This is a genomic window from Larkinella bovis (genome assembly GCF_042655385.1).
In the GTDB taxonomy this organism is placed as follows: domain Bacteria; phylum Bacteroidota; class Bacteroidia; order Cytophagales; family Spirosomataceae; genus Larkinella; species Larkinella bovis.
Genome location: NZ_JBHSMA010000001.1, coordinates 1,563,047 through 1,587,060, shown reverse-complemented (window position 1 = coordinate 1,587,060; position 24,014 = coordinate 1,563,047). Strand labels below are relative to the sequence as shown.

Below are 24,014 nucleotides of genomic sequence, written 5' to 3'. Positions count from 1 at the left end.
TGAGAATGAAAGTGAGTTATCACTTTAGACTAACTGAAATATACTATTGTTTATAAGCCTGCTGGGCATTATTTATTAAAGTGGCATATGAATAACCTACAACTTTTTGAAGAATATAATAGAAAAGAAGTTCACAGTATTTTTTCTCCTCACACTGTTTTTACTCCGCAATCCGGTACATGGGGTTTACAAGGTATAGTATCAATCCCAAACCGTCCAGGTGACTTTGTGTTTTTTGTGACATTTGGGCAGCAACAAGGTGAGCATACATTTGATGAAGGAATAACAGAGTTTGGCGTGCTATCTTGGCAATCTCAGCCGAGTCAAAATTTAACGAGTTCCCAAATTTTACAATTTATTAATCACGATGAATTAAAGAATGTAATATATCTTTTCTTGAGAACCAGCAAGAAAGGAAGTTATAACTATTTAGGGAGACTTAAGTATATTTCTCATGATTTTGAGAGAGAAAAACCTGTTTATTTTCAGTGGCAATTATTAGATTGGCCGATACCTACGGAATTAATAATTAAAATGAATCTTTCTTTAACTAAGTTTAAAGAAGATTACTATGTTATTGATAAACAGATAAATATATTATCAGAACCTAACATCCAACAATTCCAAAAGACTGCTGGTGTTGTTACAAAAACCTTTAGAGGTAGGAAAACGCCTGATTATTCTATAATTGATGCTAAAAATAAGGAATTGGGTTTAGAAGGAGAGATTTTTATTGTCCAGTTTGAAAAAAACTTATTGGAAAAAGTAGGAAGGATTGATTTAGCTGACAAAGTCCGTCATATATCATTAATTGAAGGAGATGGGGCTGGATACGATATTTTATCTTTTTTACCTAGCGGAGAAGAAAAGTTTATAGAGGTTAAAACAACACAAGGTCCTTTAAAAACAGTTTTATATATGTCAATGAATGAGTTAGATTTTTCTAGAATACATTCAAGTAAATATTACTTATATAGAGTATTTAATTTTAATTTGTCTGAGAAGACTGGTGGTGTTGAAATATTTAAGAATATAAATGAGGATATATTTGAATTTACTCCAATTCAATACCGATTGAAATTTAAGTGATTAAAATTCAATTCGTTTAATAGAGTTGTTGCAAAGGTGATTAACAGTTAGTTAGTCAAATAGAAATTCCAAATTCCTGCGCAAACACACAAGGCCAACTCGTATAAATTAACTTTGTGTGTGCGTAAACGATCACTCAAATAACGATACGCGTTTACAATTTTTAGTGAGACATAGTAGGACTGTAGGCTACATGAACAAATTACTAGGCATTTTTTACTATTGCCTATTACCTACCTATAATTATAAAGGAATAGAATAATCTTCATCGAGATGTTTAAACTTATTTCGTTGCTCAACATATTCAATAAATGGAAAATAAAGTTTTGAAACGTTCTGCTCGCCCCGGCTGCAAATATCTAATTCTAATTGTCTAACAAGTTCTTTTACTTTTTGAGCAAAGAAAGCCATAAAATGTTTTTCAGAATCGTATATATCTATAATAATTTTTCTACCATCTTCAGTTAGTGTATAAGCCTGATTTATTTGTGCTTTATGTTCTGCGCTATCTATAAAAATATCTTTCCATTGATATCCGCTATTATACTCATTATATCGTTCTGATATATCGATTTTAGGTGTTATACTTCGTAAATAATCATCTGTTGCTATAATTTCAAAATTACTTCTTATATGTGTCCAACACCAGTCATCGCCACCAGGTCGATAAGTATGCTGAATTTTGTGAGAAACCTCATAATTATCTGCATATTTATCGATATCAAATTCCTTAAAAATCTCTTTAGAATTATCTTCTAATTTGTCATTATAAAATTCTAAGAATTCCTTTATTAAATCTCTAATAAATGGTGCTGTTATTACATAATGAAATCCATTCACTTTTTTTTCTTTATTAACTGTAGCACCTGCTATTTTCTGAAGATCAGCAAGCGTTAATTCCATAAATCTATATTTAATAAATGAGTTTTTTTCAGCCACTATAAATATCTTATCGATCGATCTTATTTCTTTTTTTAATGGTTTTGAACATGAACTAAACATAAAAACTACTCTATCGATTTCCCATTCTTTAATTTTTTTAAATTTTATATTAAATTGATGATCTCGCCATAAATTTAAATGAAATTGGATACCTTCAACTTCAAAATATATAAAATTATTCTTTACTTCTTTGATATTACCAAAGTAAAGCTCTGTGTAGCCTTTTATCGTTGTGACTAATAACATTTATAAGCCATTTTTAAGCTTTCATTATAAACATGATTCTTCTGGGATGCCGTAAAGGTAATAATCTTACTACCTTTAGATCTTTATTTTTCTCTTGTCGAAAGTATTTCCCTAAAATACAGTCTTTTACTTTTCAAACAATACTTTTACCTAAATTTTGAGTTTAAATTTCTTAATACAAGCATTTTTTTCGCGCAAAATACCTACTCACGCGTGAAGTCGTCCGCAAAATTGGAAGTGTTAACACACTTAACCTTAAACCAATAGAGTTGTTGCAACAGCTTAATTTTGTAGCATGAGACTATCAACTGTTGACTTACGAACTGATCGCCAATAGCGATCAGCCACCGGACTTGACCAGGTACGGTTTATCAAACTGCTGGCTTTACTACCGGCTGCTTACCAGCAAATTTATGTGCAATCCATCCAACAACGCCAGGAGCAATGCCCAGAAGAACCCGCCCTGAATACCTACGAGTATCTCTTATTGTTTACCCTATTCTCTTTAAAATCAGGTCTTTCTTTCGATTTGCTGGGTTTCACAACGGGTATGGATGGCTCAACCGCTAAACGTAATCAAGACATCGGTTTGCTGGTGATCAAAGCGGCTTTGAGTAAGTCGGAGCATATGCCCAAAACGCATTTTGATAATGCGGAAAGTTTCAAAGCCTATTTCAAAGATAAAGGATCTGTGCTGATTGACGCCACTGAGCAGCGCACTCAGCGGCCTGGAGAAGCTACTTACCAAAAACAGATGTATAGTGGTAGAAAAAAGCCCACACCGATAAGACCCTAATTCTCTCCACAACGGATCGTTATATTCATTTTGTGAGCAAAGGCTGGGTCAGCAAATGGCATGATTATAAACAGTTGAACTACGAGTTCTCGCCAGACCAGGCTTGGTTTAGTGACGCATCAGTTAGTCTGGATCTGGGCTATCAGGGTTTCATTAAAGACTATGATTGTCAATGTGTTAGTCAACCGACCAAGGAACCTAAAAATGCTGAGTTATCGGCTGAGCAGAAGGCCGCCAATCAGCAAATTAGTGCAAGCAGGATCTATGTTGAACACGCCATTGGCGGGCTAAAACGGTATCGTTATTTGAGTGATCGTTTACGCACACACAAGGTTAATTTATACGAGTTGGCCTTGTGTGTTTGCGCAGGAATTTGGAATTTCTATTTGACTAACTAACTGTTAATCACCTTTGCAACAACTCTATTACTTAAAACTCAAAACATAAAACCCTAGACATGTCTAGGGTTTTATGAAAACAATATGATATTCTCAACTATTTCTTTTCCTAAGTAAGGATACCGCTTTGTTACATCTGGGTGAACAATATGCAGCATGGACTTGCCTTGCCGTAAATTCGCTATTACAGAAAACACACCTCTTGATATAGCGAATACTTCCGTGTTGCCCACCGACTTTGTAAACTCTTTCGTATTTGTAGCTGAACCTTCGGGACTTTGTTTCTTTCTCCATTTTTAAAATTTGGGTGTATATTATGGTGTATATTATGCCTTATACTATGATTACTACTATGCCCTATACTATACTGTATAAAGTCCTCAGAATGTTCTCTAAACAGTAAAGGAAGGCTGTTTTTGGGCTATTAGGTATCGGGTTTCTGTATCATATGCTTTATTAGCATCTCGTTCATATCCTTATACTCTGCATACAGTTCTGAAAGGTCATTAACTTTGACTCCTTTGGTTTTCAATTGAGCAAGTGCCTTTTTACCAGTTAAGTCATTGTCTAAATAGGAGTTTACTGAATTAGCTTTTTGAACATAGGGGAGTGCTTGTTTAAGATTAGTCGTAGAATTAAGGATAATAGTCGTGTAGCGGGGTTGTATTACGTCGAAATAGACCAAGGCTGATAAGAAGTCAAAAAAGCCTTCAAAAACGTTTACTGTGGTGTTGTCAGTAGATGGAATGGTAGTAATCCCACTTTGACCAATCCAGCTTTTAAATGCGGAATTTCGCAATACGAAACCACCATTATCTGACTTGAATCCAATCGAGTAATAGTTTCGGTTCCCATTTGTGTAATGAACCTCTTTAACATAGATTTTTGCATAAGAGAGGGGTATACCTCTGGACTCCATATAGCTGATCAATGCAAGGCTTTCTAGCTCTTTTACGGCGTTCAGTTGCAATCTGTGTTCGATCTTTTCTGTTTTCGGCTCCTGAAAGTTTTTGCCGCTAAAAGAAAAAGATGAATTTTGATTTTCAGCGAGTGATTCAAGCCGTTCAACAGCTTTTATAAAAGCAATTCGCTCCATTAGCTGAACTAACCTGATTACGTCTCCTTTTTCTCCGCTACTAAAACAATTGAAATGATTGGTTTGGGGGCGCACATAAAAGGATGGTGTTTGTTCTCCTGTCAAAGGCGATAGATAAACCAGTTGGTTACCACTCGTTTTTGCTGGTTCAATACCTATTGAGCCTAGATATTCGACAATTAGATGTGACCGTTGCTTTAAGTCTGTGATGATTTGGGAAGTGATCATTATTTTTTTCTTTTAGCGGTTATCTTATTTCATTCCTGCCTTATGGCTTACTTGAGTAGGGAGTTTGTGAAAGGGCAAACCAAATAATGTTTTGAAGTGTAATTTGAAGTCGGGAAAATCAAGGACTTTAAACGGGACAGACAAAGACGGACAGATTTATCTATATAAGGGTTTTTGTCCTGTCTGTCCTAAATGGCTGTTTTTGGTAGCAAATAATGTTTGGTTTATCTTGTTGGTTTAGGGTATTTGCCAAACATCCTAAAATTCGTTCATTGTCTTTCAGGTTATTACTACCCATTTCTTGATTTCTGACAACTTTGGAAAAAGTGGAAAACCGGCTTTTTTTTCTGGACAGACAAGACAGACCCCCTATATATATCTGTCCTGTCCGTCCTTTACAGAGAGACGGGCATACATACATTTCTTGGCCTGTCCGTCCGTCGTTATGTCTAAAATCAGGACTTAGGTTAGTGATGTAATTCATGCGGATACGATTTCAGGGAGAATTTTATAGCTATCCTTCGGCTCACCAGTCAGGGTTAGGATATTGTATTTGTCTAGCATTTCAACAATCATTCGGGAAATGGCTTTCTGGTAAGCATCGTCACCTTGGCCGGGATTCTGTGGGACATTGGCTTTTAGCCCTCTGACAAGTTCAGCACGACTCAAACGTATAGCATCCCCGTAAACAGCTTTTGCAATTCGTCGTAACTCGGTAATACGCCCTTCCTTCTTGTCAATCTGCGACCGTAGTTCTTTAGTCTTCGCGTCTGTAAGGGAAACGAAGCCTTTGGCGGCTTCGTCGTAATGGAAAGCGTAATTGTCGAAATCTCCCGAACCTCTTAGGAGTTTGGGTTGTATCCAGTGGGTTTTTGTTTCGCGATCTTTCTTTACGGAAATTGCACCCCCACATTTTCGTTCTGCTTCACTGCCCAGGTGACCACGTAATTTGCCCGTATTCTGGATTTCATGGATGAGTAGGACAATGGTTGTGCTTAGTTCGGTAGCCTTGCGCATAAAGAAATTGATCAATTCATTGCCCTTTTCTTCGTCGTTTGCACTCCCGAGAAAATCAGTGATACCATCAATAATCCACAAAGCAGAATTTTGATAATAATTAAACAGGACTTCGAGACAGTCCCGGTTTTGTCTGTATGCTTGATGCCGCCAATTGAATATGTGCAGGTTAGATGGTAGCTGTTCAGTTCGTAGCAGCTTTTTGATTTCGTCTTTAGCCTTCATGGTAAAGGCTTTTGGTTGTTCAGTGTCAATGTAAATAATGGGTCTTCCCTGACAGTAAACCGAACGAATACCCAATGAGTCAAACCCTTCGGGCAGCGTTTCCATTAAAGCTGTTGCCATGATGTACCGGCAAATCGTTGACTTGCCAGATTTAGCCATACCGGATACAAATGATATATCCCCTTTAATGGCAAAAATCCCGTCCTTAACGGAGATCGTAGCTTCAACGGGTGGAACATCACTTTCATCCGTTAATTGGGTAAGCAGAATATCCGCAATCTTGGGTTTTGGCTTCCCGTTCTGATTATCGGGGTAAAAACCGTTTGTGCCATTGCTTTTCGGCAATGCTACTGTATCTTTGGTTATCATTTTTTAAAAGGAGTTAAGCTCTGACGTTGGCGCGTCAGAGCTTTTTTTATGCTTGTTTGCTTTTAAGGGCGTTTTCCATATCCCGAATAATGGTGGCTGGTTTAATCCTGACATAGTGGCGTTCAGTCATGGATGTATTCGTGTGGCCTAACATCATAGAGACGTTTTTAAGGCTCATTCCCTTATTCATCAGCACACTGGCTGCGGTTCGTCGGGCAACGTGAGTTGTTAACCGTTTGGTCATGTTTAAACAGCCCGCAATCTGTTTGAGGTAATTATTCATTTTCTGATTCGTTAGAACCGGCAGCATAACTCCATGCTCTTTACAATATGGGTCATTGGCATACTTTTCGAGCAAATCAACGGCTTGCGGAATGAGGGGAATTGTTGACGAAACTTTTGTTTTCTGGCGATCTTTCCGAATATATTTCCAGCCCGTTTCCTGATCACTCAGGATATTGTCGGGCGATAGGTTTTTAACATCGGCGTAAGCCAATCCGGTATAACACTGGAATAGAAAAACGTCTTTAATCCGGTTGAGAGCCGGACTAAATAGAGGGGTTGTTTCCACCATTTCAAGTTCTTTCTCCGTGAGAATTTCCCCCTGTTTGAAAACCTTTTGCCCTCGGTAATTCATGAACGGATTTCGGATAATCCACTCTTTCTCAACTGAATAGTTTAACAGTCGTTTGGCAAATTGGACAATCTTTTCAGTGTAATTGTGAGAAAATCTATGCTTCTTTTTTAAACCAATTAATAGCCCTTTGGCATCGGCAGGAGTAACCTGTTCTATTTTGCAGCCTTTCCCGTACTGCTCGATAAAGAACTCTCCAATGAGTTTAGCCCATTGAATATGCCGTTCATAGGTGGCAAGTTTAATATCACCAATTTCATATTCTTTTTGAACCCGATCTAAAAACTGATCAAATGAGTTAAGGAGAGTCGGGACTTGCTCGATGGCGAGTGACTCTCCAAATAAGGCTCCCTGAATCCGAGCAAGATCAATGGGTTGTTCTGTAAGTACAAGGTAGGAATACAGCTTTTCCGCCCGGTTCTTTAGATCATTCAATAAGCGGGTTTTCTCAGGGGCATTTACAATACTATTTGTTATTACCTCCCACTCAACCAACTTACAATTGATGCCTGTTGAGAATTGTTGCTTTTTGCCATTGTACCTAAGTATGCAATTGATACTAACCATTTTAAGGTTACTGGCTTTCTTACGGGCAATGAAACCAACATTGAAAGTTGGAGCCTTTGCGCGATTGTTTTGACTGTCTGCTATTCTCAATAGCTGTTTCAGTCGATTGTTTTTAATGCTCATACAACTGGCTCAGGTTTAGGTTGTAGGAGATCATTTACCGGAATGCCGAAGTAGTCAGCCAGTACTAAGGCTTCGTGCGTGTACATAGCTTTTTTGCCCTTGACAAGTTGCCAAAACCGAATTCGATTGATGCCGATTCTATTATAAAACCTTTCATCAGGAGTGAACTTAAGATCACTTAAGTGTTCATAACGCACGATTGCAGCGCCTAAAAAGGTATTGTTTTTTGAATTTGTCATGTGTTTTGGTGTTATCATGCCACAAATCAGGCAAAATAAAACCAACAAAACAAATAATCGTTGCCATTATTTTGGCAAAATATTACCAAATGCTTGTTAAAATAAAACCAATAAATTTGGGGTATGGAACTTTCAGACCGGATTAAGGCAATCAGAGAAGAGAAAAGAATCAAGTTAAGTGAGATGGCTACAGCATTGGGCGTCGATGTGTCCAACTATGCCAAAATTGAAAAGAAAGGGAAAAAGCTCACATTGGAGCGTTTAGAGGAAATTGCAGAGGCCTTGAACGTAACACTTCCCGAACTTTTAGACTTAAGTACCAATGATGATGCTAAAGAACAAGTGTTGCTTATTGATCGGATTGAAGTACTAACAAAAGAAAATGAAATCCTTAGAATAGATCTTAAAAGAGAGAAGACGGAAAAGGATATGTATATGAATATTGTACAATCCGGTCTTGATTTAATCAATACGGTATTTAATAGAGAAAAAAAGAAAGAAGCACCAGAAGTGGTAGATAAACTATCAGAAGAAGATGTTGAAAAAATTAAAGAGTCAATATCTAATGAATTAAATAAAATAGCTATGAAAAAAACTGATAGTCTATAATGCTTTGAATTATTAGATCAAAGAGGTATTAAAACGAATTATAAAATGCGATTTTGATGCATTTTTTGCCTGTACAGCTTTGGCCTTAAAAAATATATATCTCTCATTAGCATTGTTTTTCATACCAAATTTTTTTGATGACTTTAGCTACTGATATAAATAATATTTGTATATACTTCAATTAATTTTTTTAACTTTTAAATACCTTTTTACCTAAAAAATTAATTTAATAATTGAATTTTTTCAAACAATAGTCATGGAATTTGAATCACTTTTTAAGAACTTTCCAAAGAGTAACTGGACTAAATATCTATTTGAAAATTCAATAATTTTGAACTTTGGTACTTCAAAAGAAAAAAAAGAATTTATTGATAAAATTTTATTTGAAATAAAGAAGAATATTGTTAATCAAAGGGTAGGAAAAATAATTGATTGGATGTCATTAGGAGTATACATACAACCACAAAAGTTTTTAGAAACTGCAAAACGAAATGGAATTCTTAGGCATTATTCTTATATTAAAAATATTAGTCCTGTTTTAGAAATTTGTGAGCATTTTATAAATCATAAATCTTTATTTAGCTTGAGTACTAAAGAAATAAATTATTTAGAATCTGTACGTTCATTAGGTATTATAAGCAAAGAATATAAGAAATATTATCAAGACATTATAAATATTTTTAAGTTGTATAAAAGAAAATTTGGAAAGAACTTAGATGATCATTCTATTATCAAGTCGCTACTTGTTATAAACGAGTATCTTTTTTTAAAAGAAAATAATTTGGGATATTTAGATATTAATTATTCAATAAATGAAAAGAAAACTTCTAAAGAGGAAATATCAGAAGCGATTTCTTTTTTAATCAATATGTATTATGAGATCTATTCAGTTAATGATCAAAAAAAAACCGTTTTTATAATTAATGAAGAATTTATTAATGGAGATAAATCAAAACTTTTAATCGAGAATTCTTTAAAGATAAATGCTTTAAGGGACATAGAAACCAGAATTGAGTATTTTGATTATATATGTGTAGAAGATGATAATAGATTTATTGTCCTAAATGAAGATGAAAATATTGCCAAAAGTATTGACATAACGTTTATAGTAATGGCACTTCAAAGAACAGCAGATGAATTTATGTCTTTGCAATTTAAAGAAGAAGGGACGTCAATTGAAGATTTTGTAATTGCTTTTAATCAATCTTTTCCTGATATATTTGAATATATTAATGATAATTATCCTAGGTTTAAATTAAAAATCCCGTATGGATTATTCGAAGTATTATCCGATAAATTTGAGAATAAAATTTATTTTTATGAGGACACGTATTCAATGATAGAAGCTTCAAACAATTTACTTATTAAGGTTGAAGACCTAGAAAATTACATTATTAGAGATAATATTACATTGAAGGATTTGTTGAAAGCGAGGAACTTATTAAACGTGCTTGGGCGAATAATGATTAATCGATTCAGTAATAAGGAAATACCGAAAGGTATCCTTTTAAGGTCTATAGTTAGTGTTGCCCAAAAAAATGAAATTTTGCAATTATTCAAAACAATATTTGATGAAAATAAAGCTCAACAAGTATTAGAAATACTAACTTGGGATTGTAAAAGTAGATCTACTTTAGATTTGCAATATCAGCCTATAATTAAGATCTCTAATGAATTTCTATTTTCAATTATTGTGTTTTCGTCATCTAGAATAAGTAGGAATATTTTTCCACTTGAAACTAAAAAGAACAACAATATTAAATTAGCTCAGATAAACAACAAAGAACCCCTGTCAACATCGTTATGTGAAACACTAACCAAGAACGGGTTTTTAGTTCTAGAAAACTTGCCTATAAAGTATAAGAACCCAATTCAAAATGAAGGTGATATTGATATTTTGGCAATAAAGGATGATTTATTATTAATAATAGAATGCAAATTTCTCACGGAACCCGCATCAATTTTTGAATTAAGAACTTCTTATGATAATATTATAAAGGCAAAAAATCAACTAAACTATATAAAGTCTGCAATGTCTGATGAAATATATAGAAACCAATTTTTGTCTTCCAAACTACAAACAACAAAATTGAAAGCCAATTATAAATTTCAATATGCAATAGTAACATCAAATAAGGTATTTTGGGGTTTAAATATTGATGGATTTCCTGTAAGGAGTATTTATGAGGTGTCTAATTTTTTTGATACAGGTGTTTGGATGATAAAATTTCCAAATGAAGAAATAATCCACAAAAAAATCTGGGCTAATGAAATTATAAATGATGATGATATTATTCAATTCTTTTCTCGAGAATCTTATTTTAAAATTCTTTATGAGTGTTTAAATCCTTACTTTGAAAAAGTTGGCAATAATATTGAACTATTAAAATATTCCCTTAATATGACTGCCTTGTCTTCAAAAATATAAGATATAACCTTTCTTTAAATATTAAATCGGTAAATTCATATTACACATGTGTTACTTAATATGGCATTGAAATTCGCGAATATTTCATATTAGTATACACAAATTCCATAGTATTCATTGTAAGTAATTGATTATAAGACACTTGTGATATTCAAATTGATTCTTCTTAGAGAAAAAGTGGATATATTAAGAATTATTAATGATATAGTGCTTATAATCAATGATTTAGATTGGTCCTCTCCGGTTGCAAAACCGATGTCAATAGCTGGGGTAGGGTGCCAGCTAAAAATCTCTATTAACCCACCCCGCTCGGCAGATGTCAGGCTGGGGTAATGGAGTCCAGCAACTTTTTTGTCTACGACATTGCCCTGCGCCGTTTGCTTCGAAATGCCGGCCCTTGCGGCCGACACCTGGCCGACAATTTCGCTCCTCCAAACCGCCAGGCTAGGGACCTCGATTCCGTTTTCGATCAAGCCTCCCTGGCGGCCAGCGGTGCGGGTTTATCACAGGCGCTTCCGTTTCCCTGCTTTAATGGTTGGCTGACGCTTGTGGTAAATGCGCCCGGACTGGTCGCAGAATCACAGGAATTCTACGTAGCCATCGGTTCCATTCACCCGGATCCGCTGCCCGTCTTTGATCCGTTGGGTCGCATTTTCCACGCCGACCACCGCCGGTAGACCATACTCACGGGCGATCACGGCTCCGTGGGTCATCAGGCCACCCACTTCGGTGATGAGGCCCTTGATGGCGACAAACAAGGGGGTCCAACTGGGGTCGGTAAAGGCCGTAACCAAGACATCACCCTCTTCCAGATCAGCCTCTTCCAGGTTCAGGATGACCCGTGCGCGTCCTTCGACAAGACCGGAAGAAACCGCCAGACCGGCAATCGCTCCGGCCGGAAGATTTTCGTGATTGTACTGACCGGTAAAAATTTCTCCCTCCGACGTGATCACCCGGGGGGGCGTCAGTTTTTCAAATGCTTTGAACTCGTCTTTTCGTTGGCAGATGAGTTGGTTAGCGGGTTTGCGGGTCCGTACCATTTCCCGCAGTTCTTCAAACGTGAGGTAATGGCTATCTTCCTGTTCAGGAAGAACGTTGGCTTGTACGAGTTGTTCGATTTCGCTCAGCAACGCCTGCTTATAAACAAAGAAGCGGTTTACGATACCGTATTTGGGATATTCACGATATCCGATGAAATTCCGGATCAGGGCAATCACGGCTTTTGTTTCCCTGGCTTTCGATTCGCCATCCGGTAACTGCTTCAGCCGATCGAGTAACTCATTTTCTTTGTGCAAAGCGTCCTGCCGTCCTTGCTCAAATTTCCGCTGGCTGGCACCGGGCTCAAAGTTTTTGATGTTACTGAGGATCAGGGGAAGAAGGGTTGTCGGTTTTTCACGCCAACGCGGTTTCGTAATATCGATTTCCCCGGCACAGCGCATCCCGTATTTATCGAGATAGGCCTCAAGCGCGTTTCGGACTTCCTGTCCACCCTCAAACCTAAGCAGTTCGTTCAGGAAGTCCTCCGCTTTTCCCTGCGGAAGGACGGTCCGTTGTAAATACGCAATAATGGCAGGGTAAGGCCGAATCACATCGGCGATGTCCAATAACGCCAGCCCCATTTCTGATGTCACATTGTTGGGTACAGACTGAGAAAGGATATCGGACACGTTTTTTTCGCCCAGCCATTCGTTCATTTTTGCGCTGATCCACGAGGAGGCATTCATGGCCGCCATGATCACACCCATGTGCTGGCTGTGAAATGTCATCTGCTTGGATTGCTCGATGTCGGCCCGAATGAAATCAAAAAGAGCCGGCCCGGATTGGGTTTGAATGGCTTGTTTGAGCGCTTCGACCGAGGCTTCGTTCTCGTTAATCAGATCACGAACGATGGCCGGGTCGTTTCCTGCCTGCGCCAGAATAGCCGCCGACGGCATACCCGGATTACTCTTGACAGGCACTGGGGCTTTTGTATCGTCCGGCAACGGTTTTATAAAATCGCCCCGCTCAATGATGGTCAAAAGGGCGTCTTTGATAAGCGGATCGTGTTGCCCCATGGCCTCGACTAAACTTTCCCGGCCAGCAGCTGTAGCCAGATTAGCCGCGACATCTACAAACAACCTTCCACCGGCCTTAAACATGGGTCTGGCGGCCCTTAACTGCCATAACGATAAACCCAGCGGTTTCATCGGATCGGTCATCATTTGCTGATGACCAACCGAAATATAAACGTGCTTCTCCTGATCATGGGCTTCCGGAATGGGGTATAACGTGGTGATGGGTCGGCTTTGAAGAATATAAAATACACCATCGGCCAACGCCCATTCAATATCCTGTGGCTGGCCAAAATGGGCTTCGATGGTTCGGCCCAGGCGCTCAAGCTGTACAATCTGCTCATCGGTCAGCACCTGCCGGTTTTGCTGCGCCGGTTCTATCGCCTGCTCTTTCGTTCCCCCTTCTTGCACCGCATGGATAGCCAGCGTCTTGGTGGATACGGTCTTTTCGGTAATCGTTCCGTTGCGCACGTTGTAGCGATCCGGATTCACCCGGCCGGAAACCAGGGCCTCGCCCAGTCCGAAGCCCGCATCAATGGACACGGTTTTCCGGTTGGAGGTAACGGGATCGGCCGTGAACAGAATCCCTGCCGCCTGCGGGAAGACCATCGTCTGAACCACCACGGCCAGGTGGACGTGCCGGTGGTTGAACCCGTTTTGCAGGCGGTAAATGACCGCGCGATCCGAAAACAGCGAAGCCCAGCATTTGCTGATATGCTTCAGAATAGCCGCTTTTCCGATAACGTTCAGATAAGTATCCTGCTGGCCGGCAAAGGAAGCCGTTGGCAGGTCTTCGGCGGTGGCGCTGGACCGCACGGCAAAGGCGGTTTTTTCTCCAAACGTTGCGAGGAAGCGGGCAATCTCCGCCGACATCGCTTCCGGGAGGGCTATTCCTTCGATAACCGCACGGATTTTTGCGCTGATTTCGCTGATCAATAACGTCTCGGCCGCCGTCAGACGCGTCAATTCATCCAACAGCCCGTTAAGGGCCTGATTATTCCCCGTTATTTTTTTATACGCTTCGGTAGTAACGCAAAAGCCCGCGGGTACCTGGATGCCCTCAATCCTGGCGAGTTCGCCCAGGTTGGCCCCTTTCCCACCGACCCTGACCCGCATTGTTTTATCGATTTCCTGAAAACCGAGTAGGTAGGCGCTCCTGTTGTTCATTTGATGTGCTCGTTTTACAATTGTTGGTGGTTGAGTTGACCGCTTGTCTCACCCATGATGGCAATTGCCTTCAAAAAGTAGGTTTCAATACTTTTGATTTCCTCGTCGGAAAAGGAGGCAATGAGTTCTTCTGACTTCTGGCGGAATTCTTTGTACAGCGGTACGAACAGGGCCATGATCTTCTCCGTGTTCGGTTCAATGATCACCTTCCGTCTGTCATCGGCAGCAAACTGCCGTTTCACCAGATGTTTCTTTTCAAACCGGTCGATTAAACCGGTAATGGCCCCCGTCGTCAATCCTGTTACGTTGGCCAGCTCGCCCGCGGTCATTTGCCCGCGTTCCAGTAAAAACCCCAGATACTTATGGTCCGTCCCCGACAGCCCCGCCTTTCGGGCAACGGCTTCGTGCATCTGAATGGACACGTAGGCGTATTGCTGGCTCAGTTTTCGTATTCGTTTGATTACGTCATCGTTCATCTCTTTATCTTATTTAATAAGTATCTTAGTTATAAAGATAATTGTTGACTCGAAATTGGCCAAACTAATTTTGGCGGTTTGGCGGACTCAGCGCGCTTTCATTCGTTTCTCAAAAGCAATGGTGACGCCACCCGAACAGCAGAGCAAAAGAAGAATAGCGGTCGTGGCCACAAAAGCGCCACTTAATGGGCGAAACAACAAACAGCTTATGATTTTCACCACACGCATTGACCGGCCGGTTTAATAGATCTGACCGGCTCAAGGTTGAAAGCGTGGCTGGCAAGGCTTCAGAAAATACCTTATTTAAACAGTTGCAGGGATTCAGGAATAATACTCGAGAGTAAGGGCGATATAACTGTAAATAGAATTTTTAAATTATCGAATGCCGTTGTTTCCATTTTCAGTTTTCCCAGTAAACCGGCCTCAATCTCTTCTTGCCTCTGCTCGGATTTTTCCACCAATGCCTGCGCATTATACTGCATCTGAATGTAAACAGGGATAAAGACGATGGCTAAGAATAGGGAAAACAATAACCCATACAAGTAACTGAATTCTTTCGGGAATATATCGAAGTACTTCTTGTGAATAAGAATCTGATTTTTAATAGATAACGCCAGGGAAGAGGTCGTTAATATCGAAAATACAATAATCAGGGCCAAAATTTGCAAGGAATTTAGCAAGAGTTTACTTAAGGTAAGGTGCCCTTTTATGAGGTTTTTAATCAGGTTTTCGTTGTCTTTTACCAATTTGTTAGACGCGAGTGATATCATAAAAACCGTCATGATAATGGGCGTCGTCAGTACGATTGTGCAAATTGAAATTATTTCCGGGATTGATGAGCGACCGGGTTTGAAAAGGATCTGAAAGTCTTTGAATATGGAAATCAGTTTATATGCACCTTTGTTATCGCTCTGAATTAGAATCGCTACGATGGTGATAAGGAGTGCCATACAGGCTGGAAACACGACATCTGCCGATCTCAACTTAAATTTATTGTATAGAGCAAGCATGGCAATGATAAATACGGGAAATGCTCCCGAGGCAATCGTTACCATGGTGACGATTAGTGCCATCCAGATAAAAAAAGTTGGGTTATTGTTGAACACAACATTATTAATCTGAATGACAACAGATTCGGTTTTGGCATCGCTGAGTCTATAATTGGCAACCGATTTTGTGTATTTAATTTTGATGGAGTCGGCTACCGTCGTGTCAACACTCGAAACCTGATATTTAATGAAGGATTGATTAATACTGGTATTAACTGAGAAATACGATCCTAATAACCCGACTGCTGAAAATAGTGCAATGATGATAAAGGAATTTTGTTTAATAAATGATTCTTTCATGGTTGAATAATTGGCTTAAGGCATAGGTACAATTGCTTATCTTCTCAAATATATACAGAAATCTTAATCCGCCGTTTTTAGATGCTCTATTCCTTCCTGATTGCTAGCTATAGATTGAGATTCAGTCGGGTGAGTGCTGCCGAAGGAGCCCTGAAATCCAGCCTTAGGAGCGAATCATACGGAATCTTTCCTTGCGATTTTTACCTATTTCGGCCATTGCTGTCAAATTGACCCCTGCCGTTTGGAAAATAATTAAACGAAAAAGTTAGTTGTTCACTTACGTGGTCATTTTTTGATACAACTATTTCCCGTAGCTTTGGGGTCAGTTAATCAATTTATTCATCCTCTTCCTCCGTTCAGTTATCATGAAAATGAAGCATTACCTCTTTTTGTCTGTCTTATTTATTACCGCCTTATCCGGCTGTTCAAAATCCGATGATACCGTAAAACCGGAAAGCAGGTCGGAGTTGCTGACCCGCAAATGGACGTTCAGTGGTCTCAGCGTTAAAACCGACGTGAAAAGTTATGTCATTCCGGGCAATGAAGGGGATACTTTTTTCGGGGAAGATAATACCGTGACCTTCAACGCCGATAACACCTATTCAGTGCTTGAAAATGGGAAGACCACGGAAGGCGGTACCTGGAAACTGTCTGCCGACGACAAAACGCTGACGTTGACCGATACCGACAAGATTGCAATTGCGATGTCGGTGAATACGCTCACGAAGACGGATATCGAACTGGCCACGAAAAGTGTCGATATTACCAAAAGCAATCCGACCATGGAGGAACTGAATGTGGGTTTAGCCGCCAGTATTTTGCTGTATTCACTGGACATCGATTTTGGGGGCACGGTCGACTTCTCGAAGGAACCGGATTACAAAACCCTTCAGATTATCCTGAAAGGCAAGGGCCTTTAAGTCGGCCAGGGCATACGGTCGTCGGGACGGTGAACTCGACGGCCGTATGTCGTTTGACAGGTCGTTGAAAGAGCTTTGTGGCGTTTCCTGGCCCGGGGAAACGATCTCCCTGCTCCGCCTTCTGCTTCGGAAATCCATTACCATTCCTTAGCGGCTTCTCATTCTCTCCTTCCCAATTCCTTCCTGTTTTTTCCACCCTGGAACTGTTTTCCTCCGGACGTTCACGTCAGGAAATGCAGAAAATATGATATATATCATATTAATGGCTTAGATTTGCTCAGGAGGTTTGATAGAATAGGATTATTGTTAGATTGAGTTGTTTTCAGCGATGAAGAAAGGGATGAGAAGGCGGTATCGCATTGCCCGGTATGTGGTGCATCGACAAACGATTGTAGAACCGGCGAATCATTTCTGGACTTTTATGGGGGCCTTCATTGCTATTGCCGCTATTGGCCTTCTTCAACAGGCGCAGTTTACCCGGCAGGATGATGTATTTTTGATTGGCTCGTTCGGGGCGTCCTGCGTCCTGATTTTCGGTTCAACCCACAGTCCACTGGCGCAACCCCGGAACCTGGTTGGGGGGCATTTTCTGGCGTCCCTGATCGGGGTAGCGGTCTACAAACTTATGCCGGACCAGCTTTGGCTCTCCTCGGCCTTGGCGGTTTCGCTTTCCATTGTGGTGATGCAAATGACCCGAACGCTGCACCCGCCGGCGGGGGCTACTGCGCTCATTGCCAACATCGGTTCCGAGAAAATCAAAAGTTTAGGATTTGGGTATACCATTTCTCCCGTTATGTCGGGGGTTATGATTCTGCTGGTTATTGCCTTGATTGTGAATAATTTACCAGCAAAACGCTCGTATCCCAGCAAGCCCTTGATTGGGAGCCGGCGCATCCGGAGAAGAAAAAAGGCGCAACCGCCGAAACCCGTGCCCGATCCGGTCGGGGAAGCGCAACTGATGTCCGAATGAAACAAAGTAAAACGGGGTGTGCTTTAACAAACTGTCTTTTCTGTGCTTTCAGCCAGGAAGCCTGGTTGCCGGTGCTGAATGCGAACCGGCAGGTGCAGGTGTATGCGAAAGGGGAGACGATTTTTACGGAGGGCACGCCTGTAACCGGGGTTTATTTTATCGACGACGGACTGGTAAAAATTCATCAATCCTGGCCGTCGCAGAAGCAACTGATTCTGAATTTCGCCGGTCGGGGCGACATGATCGGCTACCGGGCGCTGGGCCAGGACCCAATGTTCCCGGTGACGGCCACGACGCTGGCGAAAACGGCGGTTTGTTTCGTTGATCTGCCGTTTTTTGAACTCGCCCTGGAAACCAATCCCCGGCTGACTTACCAGCTCATGAAATTCTACGCCAATGCGCTGCAGAAAGCCGAAAAACGGATGCGGAATCTGGCGTTGATGGACGTGAAAGGCCGCGTGGCCGATACGCTGCTCATGCTCGATCGTAGGTTTGGTCGTGACGAAAACGGGTATATTGACGTCCTGCTTACCCGTCAGGACATGGCAGCGTATGCCGGCACGACCTATGAAACCTTTTTCCGAATGCTCGCAGAGTTGAAAACCGGGCGACTGGTGGCGGAGGAAAAGAAGAAAATTGCGATTCTTGACGAAAACCGCCTGCAATCGCTCCTGCACGTTGTTTCCTGACGCATAACTCAAAACCGGCATGAAGGCTGGTTGTGAGGGATCAGATTCGGTGCCACCCGGTTTTGCGGGGGCGGAAGCCAAAAGGAAAGCCAGACGACCGGAGTCACCTGGCTTTTACTATTGCTTAACAGCCGGTTATTTTTGCAATCAGGTGCCTTTCACAGCATCCCCGTCTATCAGCAATTACTGTCTATAAAACCAGCTCGCGAAACAATTGTTTAAAATCAGACGGTTTTTTTCGCAAACCAGCCGGCCTTATTTTTCATCGGGCTCAATTTCCATCGTCAGATCATCGATATCGCCTTCGTACGCCAGCGAATTTGACCGGTTTTCGGCCGTATTAATGGCCGTATGCGTATCGGTGTACAATAAGGTATCGGTCGCTTCGTCACCACCTTTGTTGTACGGATCTTCAGAACCTAAGCCCAGATCGGTGTACATGGGAGCGGTATCGGCATCGGAAAGGGGAGGCAATTGATCCGGGTCGTCCGGGGTACTGTTTCGGCGGTTTTGGATGGGTTCAGCGGATTCGGAATCCTGTTTTCCCGTTTGCGGCTTTTCCATAATAGATGCATCTTCTGATTATGGAAGTATAACAACCTGCCGCGGGGATTGTTGGGCATAGTTCCGGCACCCAGCGATTTTACAGATACCGCAGAATGTTTTTTCCGGTGAATGCATTAAGTAACTGACTGGCATATAGTCCTTTACGGCGCGTTTTGTCGATCGCCCGAACCCGGGCGCGCATTTTCAGCACAACGCCGATGGCCATGTAAAGAAAAAACATACCAATCAGGATAAAGAGCGAAACCGTATTGGAAATATCCCGGTGAAACAGGAAAAACAGCACCGTATTGGCCAGCGAAACCGCACATAAAATCGCCGTTGCGGCCGCGTGCGACAAGCCATTGTCGATCATGATGTGGTGCATGTGGTTCCGGTCGGCGGAGAACGGTGACCGGCCGGCCATGATCCGTACCAGAAATACCCGCAGCGTATCAAATATGGGGACGATCAGGACCACAATCGCAATAATAGGCGCGTTGAAAAACGAAGTCGGGTCGAACCGGAACGAATTGTTCAGGTTGATAAACCGGACGGCAAAAAAGGAAAGCAGAAAACCGAGAATGAGCGACCCGGTATTGCCCATGAAAATCTTGCTGGTGTGCGAGAAGTTGAACCGCAGAAAACCGATCAGCGCACCGGCCAGCGTAAAGGCCAGACACGCCATGGCGAAGTGATTGGTGAGCAGAAACCAGCTACCGAAGGTCAGACTGGCCAGCGTAGAAATAGCCCCGGCCAGCCCATCAATCCCGTCGATCAGGTTGATGGCGTTGATAATCGTAATGAAAATCAGACAGGTAATCAGCACCGAAAACACATCATTGATGTGGTAGAGGCCGAAGATTCCGTAGAGATAGTCGATCCGGAGTTTCCCGAAAAAGATCAGGATCAACGATGGCAATACCTGAAAGAAAATCTTTTTGTTCGGGTCGATGCCCACCATATCGTCTTTGATGCCGATAAAAAACAGGATCGACATGCCGACAATGGAAAGGTTGGTGCGGTAAATATCCGTCTGGTCGATGGCCGGCCAGAGAAAATAACTGATAAGAATGGCCGCAAAGATGGCAATACCACCGAAGGTTGGCGTGGCGGTTTTATGAGAACTCCGGTGCCCCGGCTTCTCCATAAGAAACTTCAGTTCCGAAATTTTGATAACAACCGGGATGGAAACAACGGCCACAAAACAAGCTACCAGGAAAGATAACAGGCATTGATAAAGGCCCAGTTGAAAGAGGTCATCGGTAAGCTTATTTTGGATATAAGACAGAAGCAGCTCAATATTCATAAGGTTGGTGTGATAACTATTCAGGTCGATAAATCAAGTAGGCAGAGAGTAAATGTTACTATTTTACGCAATTAGTACAATTAAAAATGACTGTATGGTACCGGATATTTATTTAAAGGTGCAAAAAAAAGGTAAATTATGACAATTTAGGTAACACCTGTCCTATTTTTCTCAGCGGCTTAAGCAAAAGTGTATAAAAGTAAGGACGGAGGCCATTGATTCGCCACGCCTGACGGTCTTCGCGGTTGGCGCGCCAGCGGTTTTTGAGCGTCGCATTACTGACCCCGCCCGACCGCATGGTCACCAGCGTTTCGGCCAGGTAACTGATCCGGATTTTGTGTTTATGGATAAACCGCAGCAGGAGTTCGTAGTCCGACGAGCTCTTGAGTTCCAGGGTGTAGGTGCCGAGTCGTTCATACACCGACCGTTTGATGAAACAGGTTGGGTGGGGGGGCATCCAGCCGTGCAGAAAATCACCCTCTTTGTATTCGCCCACTTTCCAGTCCCGTTCGATTTTTTCCGTATTGATTGGATTGACGTAGATGACATCGCCGTAAACCGCATCACATTTCTTCTTTTTGAACAGGTCGACTACTTTCTCGACCACCTGCGAGTGTTTGTAAAAATCGTCGGCATTGAGAATTCCGATGACCTCGCCCGTTGCCAGCCGGATTCCTTTGTTCATGGCGTCGTACAGACCCTTGTCGGGTTCGGAAACGAAGCGGGTGATGCGCGACCCGTAGGAGCGAACAATCTCCGTCGTGTTATCCTTCGAGTGGCCGTCGATGACGAGGTATTCAATGTCGGGGTAGGTCTGACTCAGCACGGATTCGATGGCATCCCGAATCGTGGCGGCTCCGTTGTAGACGACAGTAATGATGCTTACTTTCATTCAATTTCACGATTTTTAACCCTGACAGCCGGGTTTCCCTGGTAAATACCGTATGCGTCGAGTGAGTAGGTAGCCACAGAACCCACGGCTAAAATGGAATGGGAGTGGCAGGTAACCCCCGGGCAAACGATTGACTTGGCGCCGAGCCAGACGCCGTTTTCCAGCGTAATGGGTTTTACAAACAGGTCGAACGTTCGTTTCCGGTAATTATGGTTCCCGGTTTCGAACATGACGCCCTGCGAAATGCAGACGTGATCGCCGATGGTGACCGGGGCCAGGTTGTCGATCCAGACTTCTTCGCCCATCCAGACGTGGTTCCCGATGGTCAGCAGCCACGGAAATTTGATATTGACTTTGGGCTTGATGGCAAAACCGCTGCCAATTTTAGCGCCAAAAAGCCGCAAAATCCATTTTTTGAACGACATGGGCAGCGGCAAATACGAATTGATCGTTACCGAACTGACCAGAAACCAGAGCACAATTTTCCATTTCGGGCCGGGGCTCCACCAGCTATTATCGTACACCGACAGGTCAGTGCTGACCCGGTCGCTCCGCCAGGAGGTCTTTTCCATATTCGGTTCGGAAAAAATCAATGATGGCCTGTTTATCCGTGCCGACCCGGTGGTAGACTTCGTACAGCTTGGCATCGACCAGAAACCGGTACCAGAGGCCCTGCAAAAAATGCCACATCAAACCGGGTCGCCCGTCGAGCAATCCCAGCCGCACGAAATACCGGTAAAAAAAGTACACCAGCGGGCGCGTAAACAAGGGCAAGGATGCATACTTCACTTTCAGATACCGTTTGCGTTGTTCCTGAGTTCCAAAGAATTTTGGTTCAACCCGGATCGATTCATCAAAGTTATAACGCATATTTAAAATATCGATCACTTCCCGAATGGCGTACAGATTATGTTTCTGAGTCCACCAGGTTAAATTATTCAGGTTATGATCGACAATGTCGTGCGCGAACTGGATGGAACGCCCGGTCGACAACTTGATGTGTTCGTCCATCCAGGTTTCTTCGCAAATACCCTGCCCGTTGCGCCAGAGCCGAAGCAGCCAGATCGGATAGTAAGCCCCGTGCCGCATCCAGCGATTCATGAACATAACCCGTCGTTTCACGTAAATACCGCTTACGTCGTCGGGCAGGGTAGTCAGTCGGTTATTAATTTCAGCCGCCAGTTCGGGCAGCACGTATTCGTCCGCATCCATCCGCATCAGCCAGCTCGTTTTAAAAGGCGTATGCTGGATTCCGTAGTTGAATTGGGTGGCGTAATTCACCCAGGGATTCTGGGCCACGACGGCGCCCATTGACCGGGCAATTTCGACAGTCTGGTCGGTGGAAAAAGAATCGACGATAAAAATTTCCTTCGTAAAAGGCAGCAGGCTGGCAATACACCGACCAATGTGTTTCTCTTCGTTGTGCGTCAGGATAATGGCGGAGATGCTACTCATGCAAAACGGGATTCTGTGCGTTGACGGGAATTGACAAGCAGGGTGTATTGCTGAAGCAACTGACCCGCCACGACGTTGATTTCGTACCGGGCCTGAACGAGTTGCCGGGCGTTCCTGCGTAGCGTTTCCGCGTAATCGGGCGTGTGAAGTACTTTCATCAGGTTTTCGTGGATCGAATCCGGATTCAGTTCGGTCAGACAGGCGGCCTGTAGCTCACCCACCGCACGGCCCAGGCCCACCCGGTCGGAAATCAGCGCGGGCACGCCCGCAGCCATGGCTTCCAGTACGGCCATCGACAAGCCTTCGGAGTAGGAGGGTAGCACGAAGACATCGGCAGCCGCCAGAGCCGCTAACTTGGTTTCGCCCGTCAGCATGCCGACGAGCCGAATCTTTTTTTCCAGACCCTGCTGACGAACAAACTGCTCGGCCTGTTGCTGAAAACCGTCGTCCGGCCCGGCCAGCACGAGGACCGCATCGTCGTGCTGACGGCAATACCGTTGAAAGGCGGGTAAGAGTAAATCAAGTCCTTTTTTATGGTTCAACCGACTCATAAACAGAATAATTCGCTGATCGGCAGGGAGGCCGAACTCCGTCCGGAATTGCCCGCGTGGGGGTAAATTGGCGAAGTCGGCTACCTGGATACCGTTCGGTATCAGCACGACCCGGGGCGACTGATACCCCAGATAACGTTCCACATCCAGTCGCTCGTCTTCGTTGAGAACATGGATCAGGTCCGCCCGCGCCATGAATTTTCTCTGCATCAGCGCATCCATCAGTCGCTTTTTCCAGCGACTTTGCTGCAGCGCCCAGGGGTCCAGAACCCCGTGGACGGTAATTACTTTGGGGACGGTTTTGTTGACCAGAAACGGCGCGATACTCCCGAAATGCCACAAACCGTGGCAGTGGATGATGTCATAGTCTCCGCTATGTTTTTTCAGGTATTCGTACAAACCGAGTGAAACTTCGCGGAAAAACCGGCTAATAACCGGAGTACGCAGGAAAGGAATGACCCGGCTGCCTTCCGGTGCCGGATAAAGCTCGTCCCCGGGCGACATCGGACTTACAATATCGACCTGATGACCGTTCGACACGGCAAACTGCGTGTGGTCGTAAATCATCCGGGCGGGTCCCCCAATGGACCAGGTATAAGCACAAACGTGGAGGATTCGCATACGTTGGGTCGAAAT

The 24,014-nt window shown here is 42.7% G+C and carries 22 protein-coding genes; 8 read left to right on the top strand and 14 right to left on the bottom strand.

Going from position 1 to position 24,014, the window contains the following annotated elements; genetic code table 11:
• Positions 1 to 87: 87 nt before the first annotated feature.
• Entirely contained in the window at positions 88 to 1,089 is a 1,002-nt protein-coding gene (locus tag ACFPMF_RS06570) for a DUF3427 domain-containing protein (protein ID WP_379842377.1), read from the top strand.
• Between the two features lie 243 nt (positions 1,090 to 1,332).
• Here ACFPMF_RS06570 and ACFPMF_RS06565 read toward each other — a convergent pair whose 3' ends face one another.
• Entirely contained in the window at positions 1,333 to 2,277 is a 945-nt protein-coding gene (locus ACFPMF_RS06565) for a hypothetical protein (protein ID WP_379842374.1), read from the bottom strand.
• Between the two features lie 415 nt (positions 2,278 to 2,692).
• Here ACFPMF_RS06565 and ACFPMF_RS06560 point away from each other — a divergent pair, with 415 nt between their 5' ends.
• Positions 2,693 to 3,073 (top strand): hypothetical protein, encoded by a 381-nt coding sequence (locus ACFPMF_RS06560; RefSeq protein ID WP_379842372.1) that lies wholly within the window; start codon positions 2,693 to 2,695, stop codon positions 3,071 to 3,073.
• Positions 3,074 to 3,105: 32 nt separating this feature from the next.
• The gene (locus tag ACFPMF_RS06555) at positions 3,106 to 3,471 is read left to right on the top strand and encodes a transposase family protein (RefSeq protein WP_379842369.1); all 366 of its coding nucleotides are present in this window, start codon (positions 3,106 to 3,108) and stop codon (positions 3,469 to 3,471) included.
• Positions 3,472 to 3,895: 424 nt separating this feature from the next.
• On the opposite strand, the gene ACFPMF_RS06550 is transcribed toward ACFPMF_RS06555, so the two are convergent.
• The 4 genes from ACFPMF_RS06550 to ACFPMF_RS06535 form a co-directional block, all read right to left on the bottom strand.
• Entirely contained in the window at positions 3,896 to 4,795 is a 900-nt protein-coding gene (locus ACFPMF_RS06550; protein ID WP_379842366.1) for a CHC2 zinc finger domain-containing protein, read from the bottom strand.
• Between the two features lie 480 nt (positions 4,796 to 5,275).
• Positions 5,276 to 6,406 (bottom strand): hypothetical protein, encoded by a 1,131-nt coding sequence (locus ACFPMF_RS06545; protein WP_379842363.1) that lies wholly within the window; start codon positions 6,404 to 6,406, stop codon positions 5,276 to 5,278.
• Positions 6,407 to 6,452: 46 nt separating this feature from the next.
• Positions 6,453 to 7,730, bottom strand: coding sequence for a site-specific integrase (locus ACFPMF_RS06540; RefSeq protein ID WP_379842360.1), 1,278 nt, complete (start codon positions 7,728 to 7,730; stop codon positions 6,453 to 6,455).
• The gene (locus ACFPMF_RS06535) at positions 7,727 to 7,969 is read right to left on the bottom strand and encodes a hypothetical protein (protein ID WP_379842357.1); all 243 of its coding nucleotides are present in this window, start codon (positions 7,967 to 7,969) and stop codon (positions 7,727 to 7,729) included. The genes ACFPMF_RS06540 and ACFPMF_RS06535 overlap by 4 nt, the downstream gene beginning before the upstream one ends.
• Before the next feature lie 123 nt (positions 7,970 to 8,092).
• Between ACFPMF_RS06535 and ACFPMF_RS06530 the strand changes: the two genes are divergently transcribed.
• The gene (locus ACFPMF_RS06530) at positions 8,093 to 8,578 is read left to right on the top strand and encodes a helix-turn-helix domain-containing protein (protein WP_379842354.1); all 486 of its coding nucleotides are present in this window, start codon (positions 8,093 to 8,095) and stop codon (positions 8,576 to 8,578) included.
• 256 nt (positions 8,579 to 8,834) lie between these two features.
• The gene (locus ACFPMF_RS06525; protein ID WP_379842352.1) at positions 8,835 to 11,006 is read left to right on the top strand and encodes a hypothetical protein; all 2,172 of its coding nucleotides are present in this window, start codon (positions 8,835 to 8,837) and stop codon (positions 11,004 to 11,006) included.
• Between the two features lie 578 nt (positions 11,007 to 11,584).
• On the opposite strand, the gene ppsA is transcribed toward ACFPMF_RS06525, so the two are convergent.
• From ppsA to ACFPMF_RS06510, 3 genes are all read right to left on the bottom strand, one after another.
• Positions 11,585 to 14,224 carry a phosphoenolpyruvate synthase gene (gene ppsA, locus ACFPMF_RS06520; RefSeq protein WP_379842349.1) on the bottom strand — a complete coding sequence of 880 codons (2,640 nt, stop codon included), beginning with the start codon at positions 14,222 to 14,224 and terminating at the stop codon, positions 11,585 to 11,587.
• 14 nt (positions 14,225 to 14,238) lie between these two features.
• A complete protein-coding gene (locus ACFPMF_RS06515; protein WP_379842346.1) occupies positions 14,239 to 14,700 on the bottom strand; it encodes a MarR family winged helix-turn-helix transcriptional regulator in 462 nt (153 codons plus the stop codon).
• Positions 14,701 to 14,999: 299 nt separating this feature from the next.
• Positions 15,000 to 16,049, bottom strand: a complete 1,050-nt coding sequence (locus ACFPMF_RS06510; protein WP_379842343.1) for a hypothetical protein — start codon at positions 16,047 to 16,049, stop codon at positions 15,000 to 15,002.
• Between the two features lie 371 nt (positions 16,050 to 16,420).
• Between ACFPMF_RS06510 and ACFPMF_RS06505 the strand changes: the two genes are divergently transcribed.
• The 3 genes from ACFPMF_RS06505 (at position 16,421) to ACFPMF_RS06495 (ending at position 18,628) form a co-directional block, all read left to right on the top strand.
• A complete protein-coding gene (locus tag ACFPMF_RS06505; protein WP_379842340.1) occupies positions 16,421 to 16,969 on the top strand; it encodes a lipocalin family protein in 549 nt (182 codons plus the stop codon).
• A gap of 340 nt (positions 16,970 to 17,309) precedes the next feature.
• The gene (locus tag ACFPMF_RS06500) at positions 17,310 to 17,939 is read left to right on the top strand and encodes an HPP family protein (RefSeq protein WP_379842338.1); all 630 of its coding nucleotides are present in this window, start codon (positions 17,310 to 17,312) and stop codon (positions 17,937 to 17,939) included.
• Positions 17,936 to 18,628 (top strand): Crp/Fnr family transcriptional regulator, encoded by a 693-nt coding sequence (locus ACFPMF_RS06495; protein WP_379842335.1) that lies wholly within the window; start codon positions 17,936 to 17,938, stop codon positions 18,626 to 18,628. Before ACFPMF_RS06500 ends, ACFPMF_RS06495 begins: the two co-directional genes overlap by 4 nt.
• A gap of 255 nt (positions 18,629 to 18,883) precedes the next feature.
• On the opposite strand, the gene ACFPMF_RS06490 is transcribed toward ACFPMF_RS06495, so the two are convergent.
• The 6 genes from ACFPMF_RS06490 to ACFPMF_RS06465 form a co-directional block, all read right to left on the bottom strand.
• Entirely contained in the window at positions 18,884 to 19,192 is a 309-nt protein-coding gene (locus ACFPMF_RS06490; protein ID WP_379842333.1) for a hypothetical protein, read from the bottom strand.
• Positions 19,193 to 19,271: 79 nt separating this feature from the next.
• Positions 19,272 to 20,480 carry a glycosyltransferase family 4 protein gene (locus ACFPMF_RS06485; protein WP_379842330.1) on the bottom strand — a complete coding sequence of 403 codons (1,209 nt, stop codon included), beginning with the start codon at positions 20,478 to 20,480 and terminating at the stop codon, positions 19,272 to 19,274.
• A gap of 136 nt (positions 20,481 to 20,616) precedes the next feature.
• On the bottom strand, positions 20,617 to 21,372 hold the full coding sequence (locus ACFPMF_RS06480) for a glycosyltransferase family 2 protein (RefSeq protein ID WP_379842327.1): 756 nt from the start codon (positions 21,370 to 21,372) through the stop codon (positions 20,617 to 20,619).
• Entirely contained in the window at positions 21,369 to 21,944 is a 576-nt protein-coding gene (locus tag ACFPMF_RS06475; RefSeq protein ID WP_379842324.1) for a WcaF family extracellular polysaccharide biosynthesis acetyltransferase, read from the bottom strand. Before ACFPMF_RS06475 ends, ACFPMF_RS06480 begins: the two co-directional genes overlap by 4 nt.
• Positions 21,904 to 22,827: a glycosyltransferase family 2 protein gene (locus ACFPMF_RS06470; RefSeq protein WP_379842321.1), complete on the bottom strand. Its 924-nt coding sequence runs from the start codon at positions 22,825 to 22,827 to the stop codon at positions 21,904 to 21,906. The genes ACFPMF_RS06475 and ACFPMF_RS06470 overlap by 41 nt, the downstream gene beginning before the upstream one ends.
• Positions 22,824 to 23,999, bottom strand: coding sequence for a glycosyltransferase (locus tag ACFPMF_RS06465; RefSeq protein ID WP_379842318.1), 1,176 nt, complete (start codon positions 23,997 to 23,999; stop codon positions 22,824 to 22,826). Before ACFPMF_RS06465 ends, ACFPMF_RS06470 begins: the two co-directional genes overlap by 4 nt.
• Positions 24,000 to 24,014: the final 15 nt, after the last annotated feature.

Excerpts from the sequence above, each read along its gene's own strand:
- ACFPMF_RS06570 (WP_379842377.1), top strand. The coding sequence starts at position 88 with ATGAATAACCTACAACTTTTTGAAGAATATAATAGAAAAGAAGTTCAC.
- ACFPMF_RS06565 (WP_379842374.1), bottom strand. The coding sequence starts at position 2,277 with ATGTTATTAGTCACAACGATAAAAGGCTACACAGAGCTTTACTTTGGT.
- ACFPMF_RS06550 (WP_379842366.1), bottom strand. The coding sequence starts at position 4,795 with ATGATCACTTCCCAAATCATCACAGACTTAAAGCAACGGTCACATCTA.
- ACFPMF_RS06545 (WP_379842363.1), bottom strand. The coding sequence starts at position 6,406 with ATGATAACCAAAGATACAGTAGCATTGCCGAAAAGCAATGGCACAAAC.
- ACFPMF_RS06540 (WP_379842360.1), bottom strand. The coding sequence starts at position 7,730 with ATGAGCATTAAAAACAATCGACTGAAACAGCTATTGAGAATAGCAGAC.
- ACFPMF_RS06535 (WP_379842357.1), bottom strand. The coding sequence starts at position 7,969 with ATGACAAATTCAAAAAACAATACCTTTTTAGGCGCTGCAATCGTGCGT.
- ACFPMF_RS06530 (WP_379842354.1), top strand. The coding sequence starts at position 8,093 with ATGGAACTTTCAGACCGGATTAAGGCAATCAGAGAAGAGAAAAGAATC.
- ACFPMF_RS06525 (WP_379842352.1), top strand. The coding sequence starts at position 8,835 with ATGGAATTTGAATCACTTTTTAAGAACTTTCCAAAGAGTAACTGGACT.
- ppsA (WP_379842349.1), bottom strand. The coding sequence starts at position 14,224 with ATGAACAACAGGAGCGCCTACCTACTCGGTTTTCAGGAAATCGATAAA.
- ACFPMF_RS06515 (WP_379842346.1), bottom strand. The coding sequence starts at position 14,700 with ATGAACGATGACGTAATCAAACGAATACGAAAACTGAGCCAGCAATAC.
- ACFPMF_RS06510 (WP_379842343.1), bottom strand. The coding sequence starts at position 16,049 with ATGAAAGAATCATTTATTAAACAAAATTCCTTTATCATCATTGCACTA.
- ACFPMF_RS06505 (WP_379842340.1), top strand. The coding sequence starts at position 16,421 with ATGAAGCATTACCTCTTTTTGTCTGTCTTATTTATTACCGCCTTATCC.
- ACFPMF_RS06500 (WP_379842338.1), top strand. The coding sequence starts at position 17,310 with ATGAGAAGGCGGTATCGCATTGCCCGGTATGTGGTGCATCGACAAACG.
- ACFPMF_RS06495 (WP_379842335.1), top strand. The coding sequence starts at position 17,936 with ATGAAACAAAGTAAAACGGGGTGTGCTTTAACAAACTGTCTTTTCTGT.
- ACFPMF_RS06490 (WP_379842333.1), bottom strand. The coding sequence starts at position 19,192 with ATGGAAAAGCCGCAAACGGGAAAACAGGATTCCGAATCCGCTGAACCC.
- ACFPMF_RS06485 (WP_379842330.1), bottom strand. The coding sequence starts at position 20,480 with ATGAATATTGAGCTGCTTCTGTCTTATATCCAAAATAAGCTTACCGAT.
- ACFPMF_RS06480 (WP_379842327.1), bottom strand. The coding sequence starts at position 21,372 with ATGAAAGTAAGCATCATTACTGTCGTCTACAACGGAGCCGCCACGATT.
- ACFPMF_RS06475 (WP_379842324.1), bottom strand. The coding sequence starts at position 21,944 with ATGGAAAAGACCTCCTGGCGGAGCGACCGGGTCAGCACTGACCTGTCG.
- ACFPMF_RS06470 (WP_379842321.1), bottom strand. The coding sequence starts at position 22,827 with ATGAGTAGCATCTCCGCCATTATCCTGACGCACAACGAAGAGAAACAC.
- ACFPMF_RS06465 (WP_379842318.1), bottom strand. The coding sequence starts at position 23,999 with ATGCGAATCCTCCACGTTTGTGCTTATACCTGGTCCATTGGGGGACCC.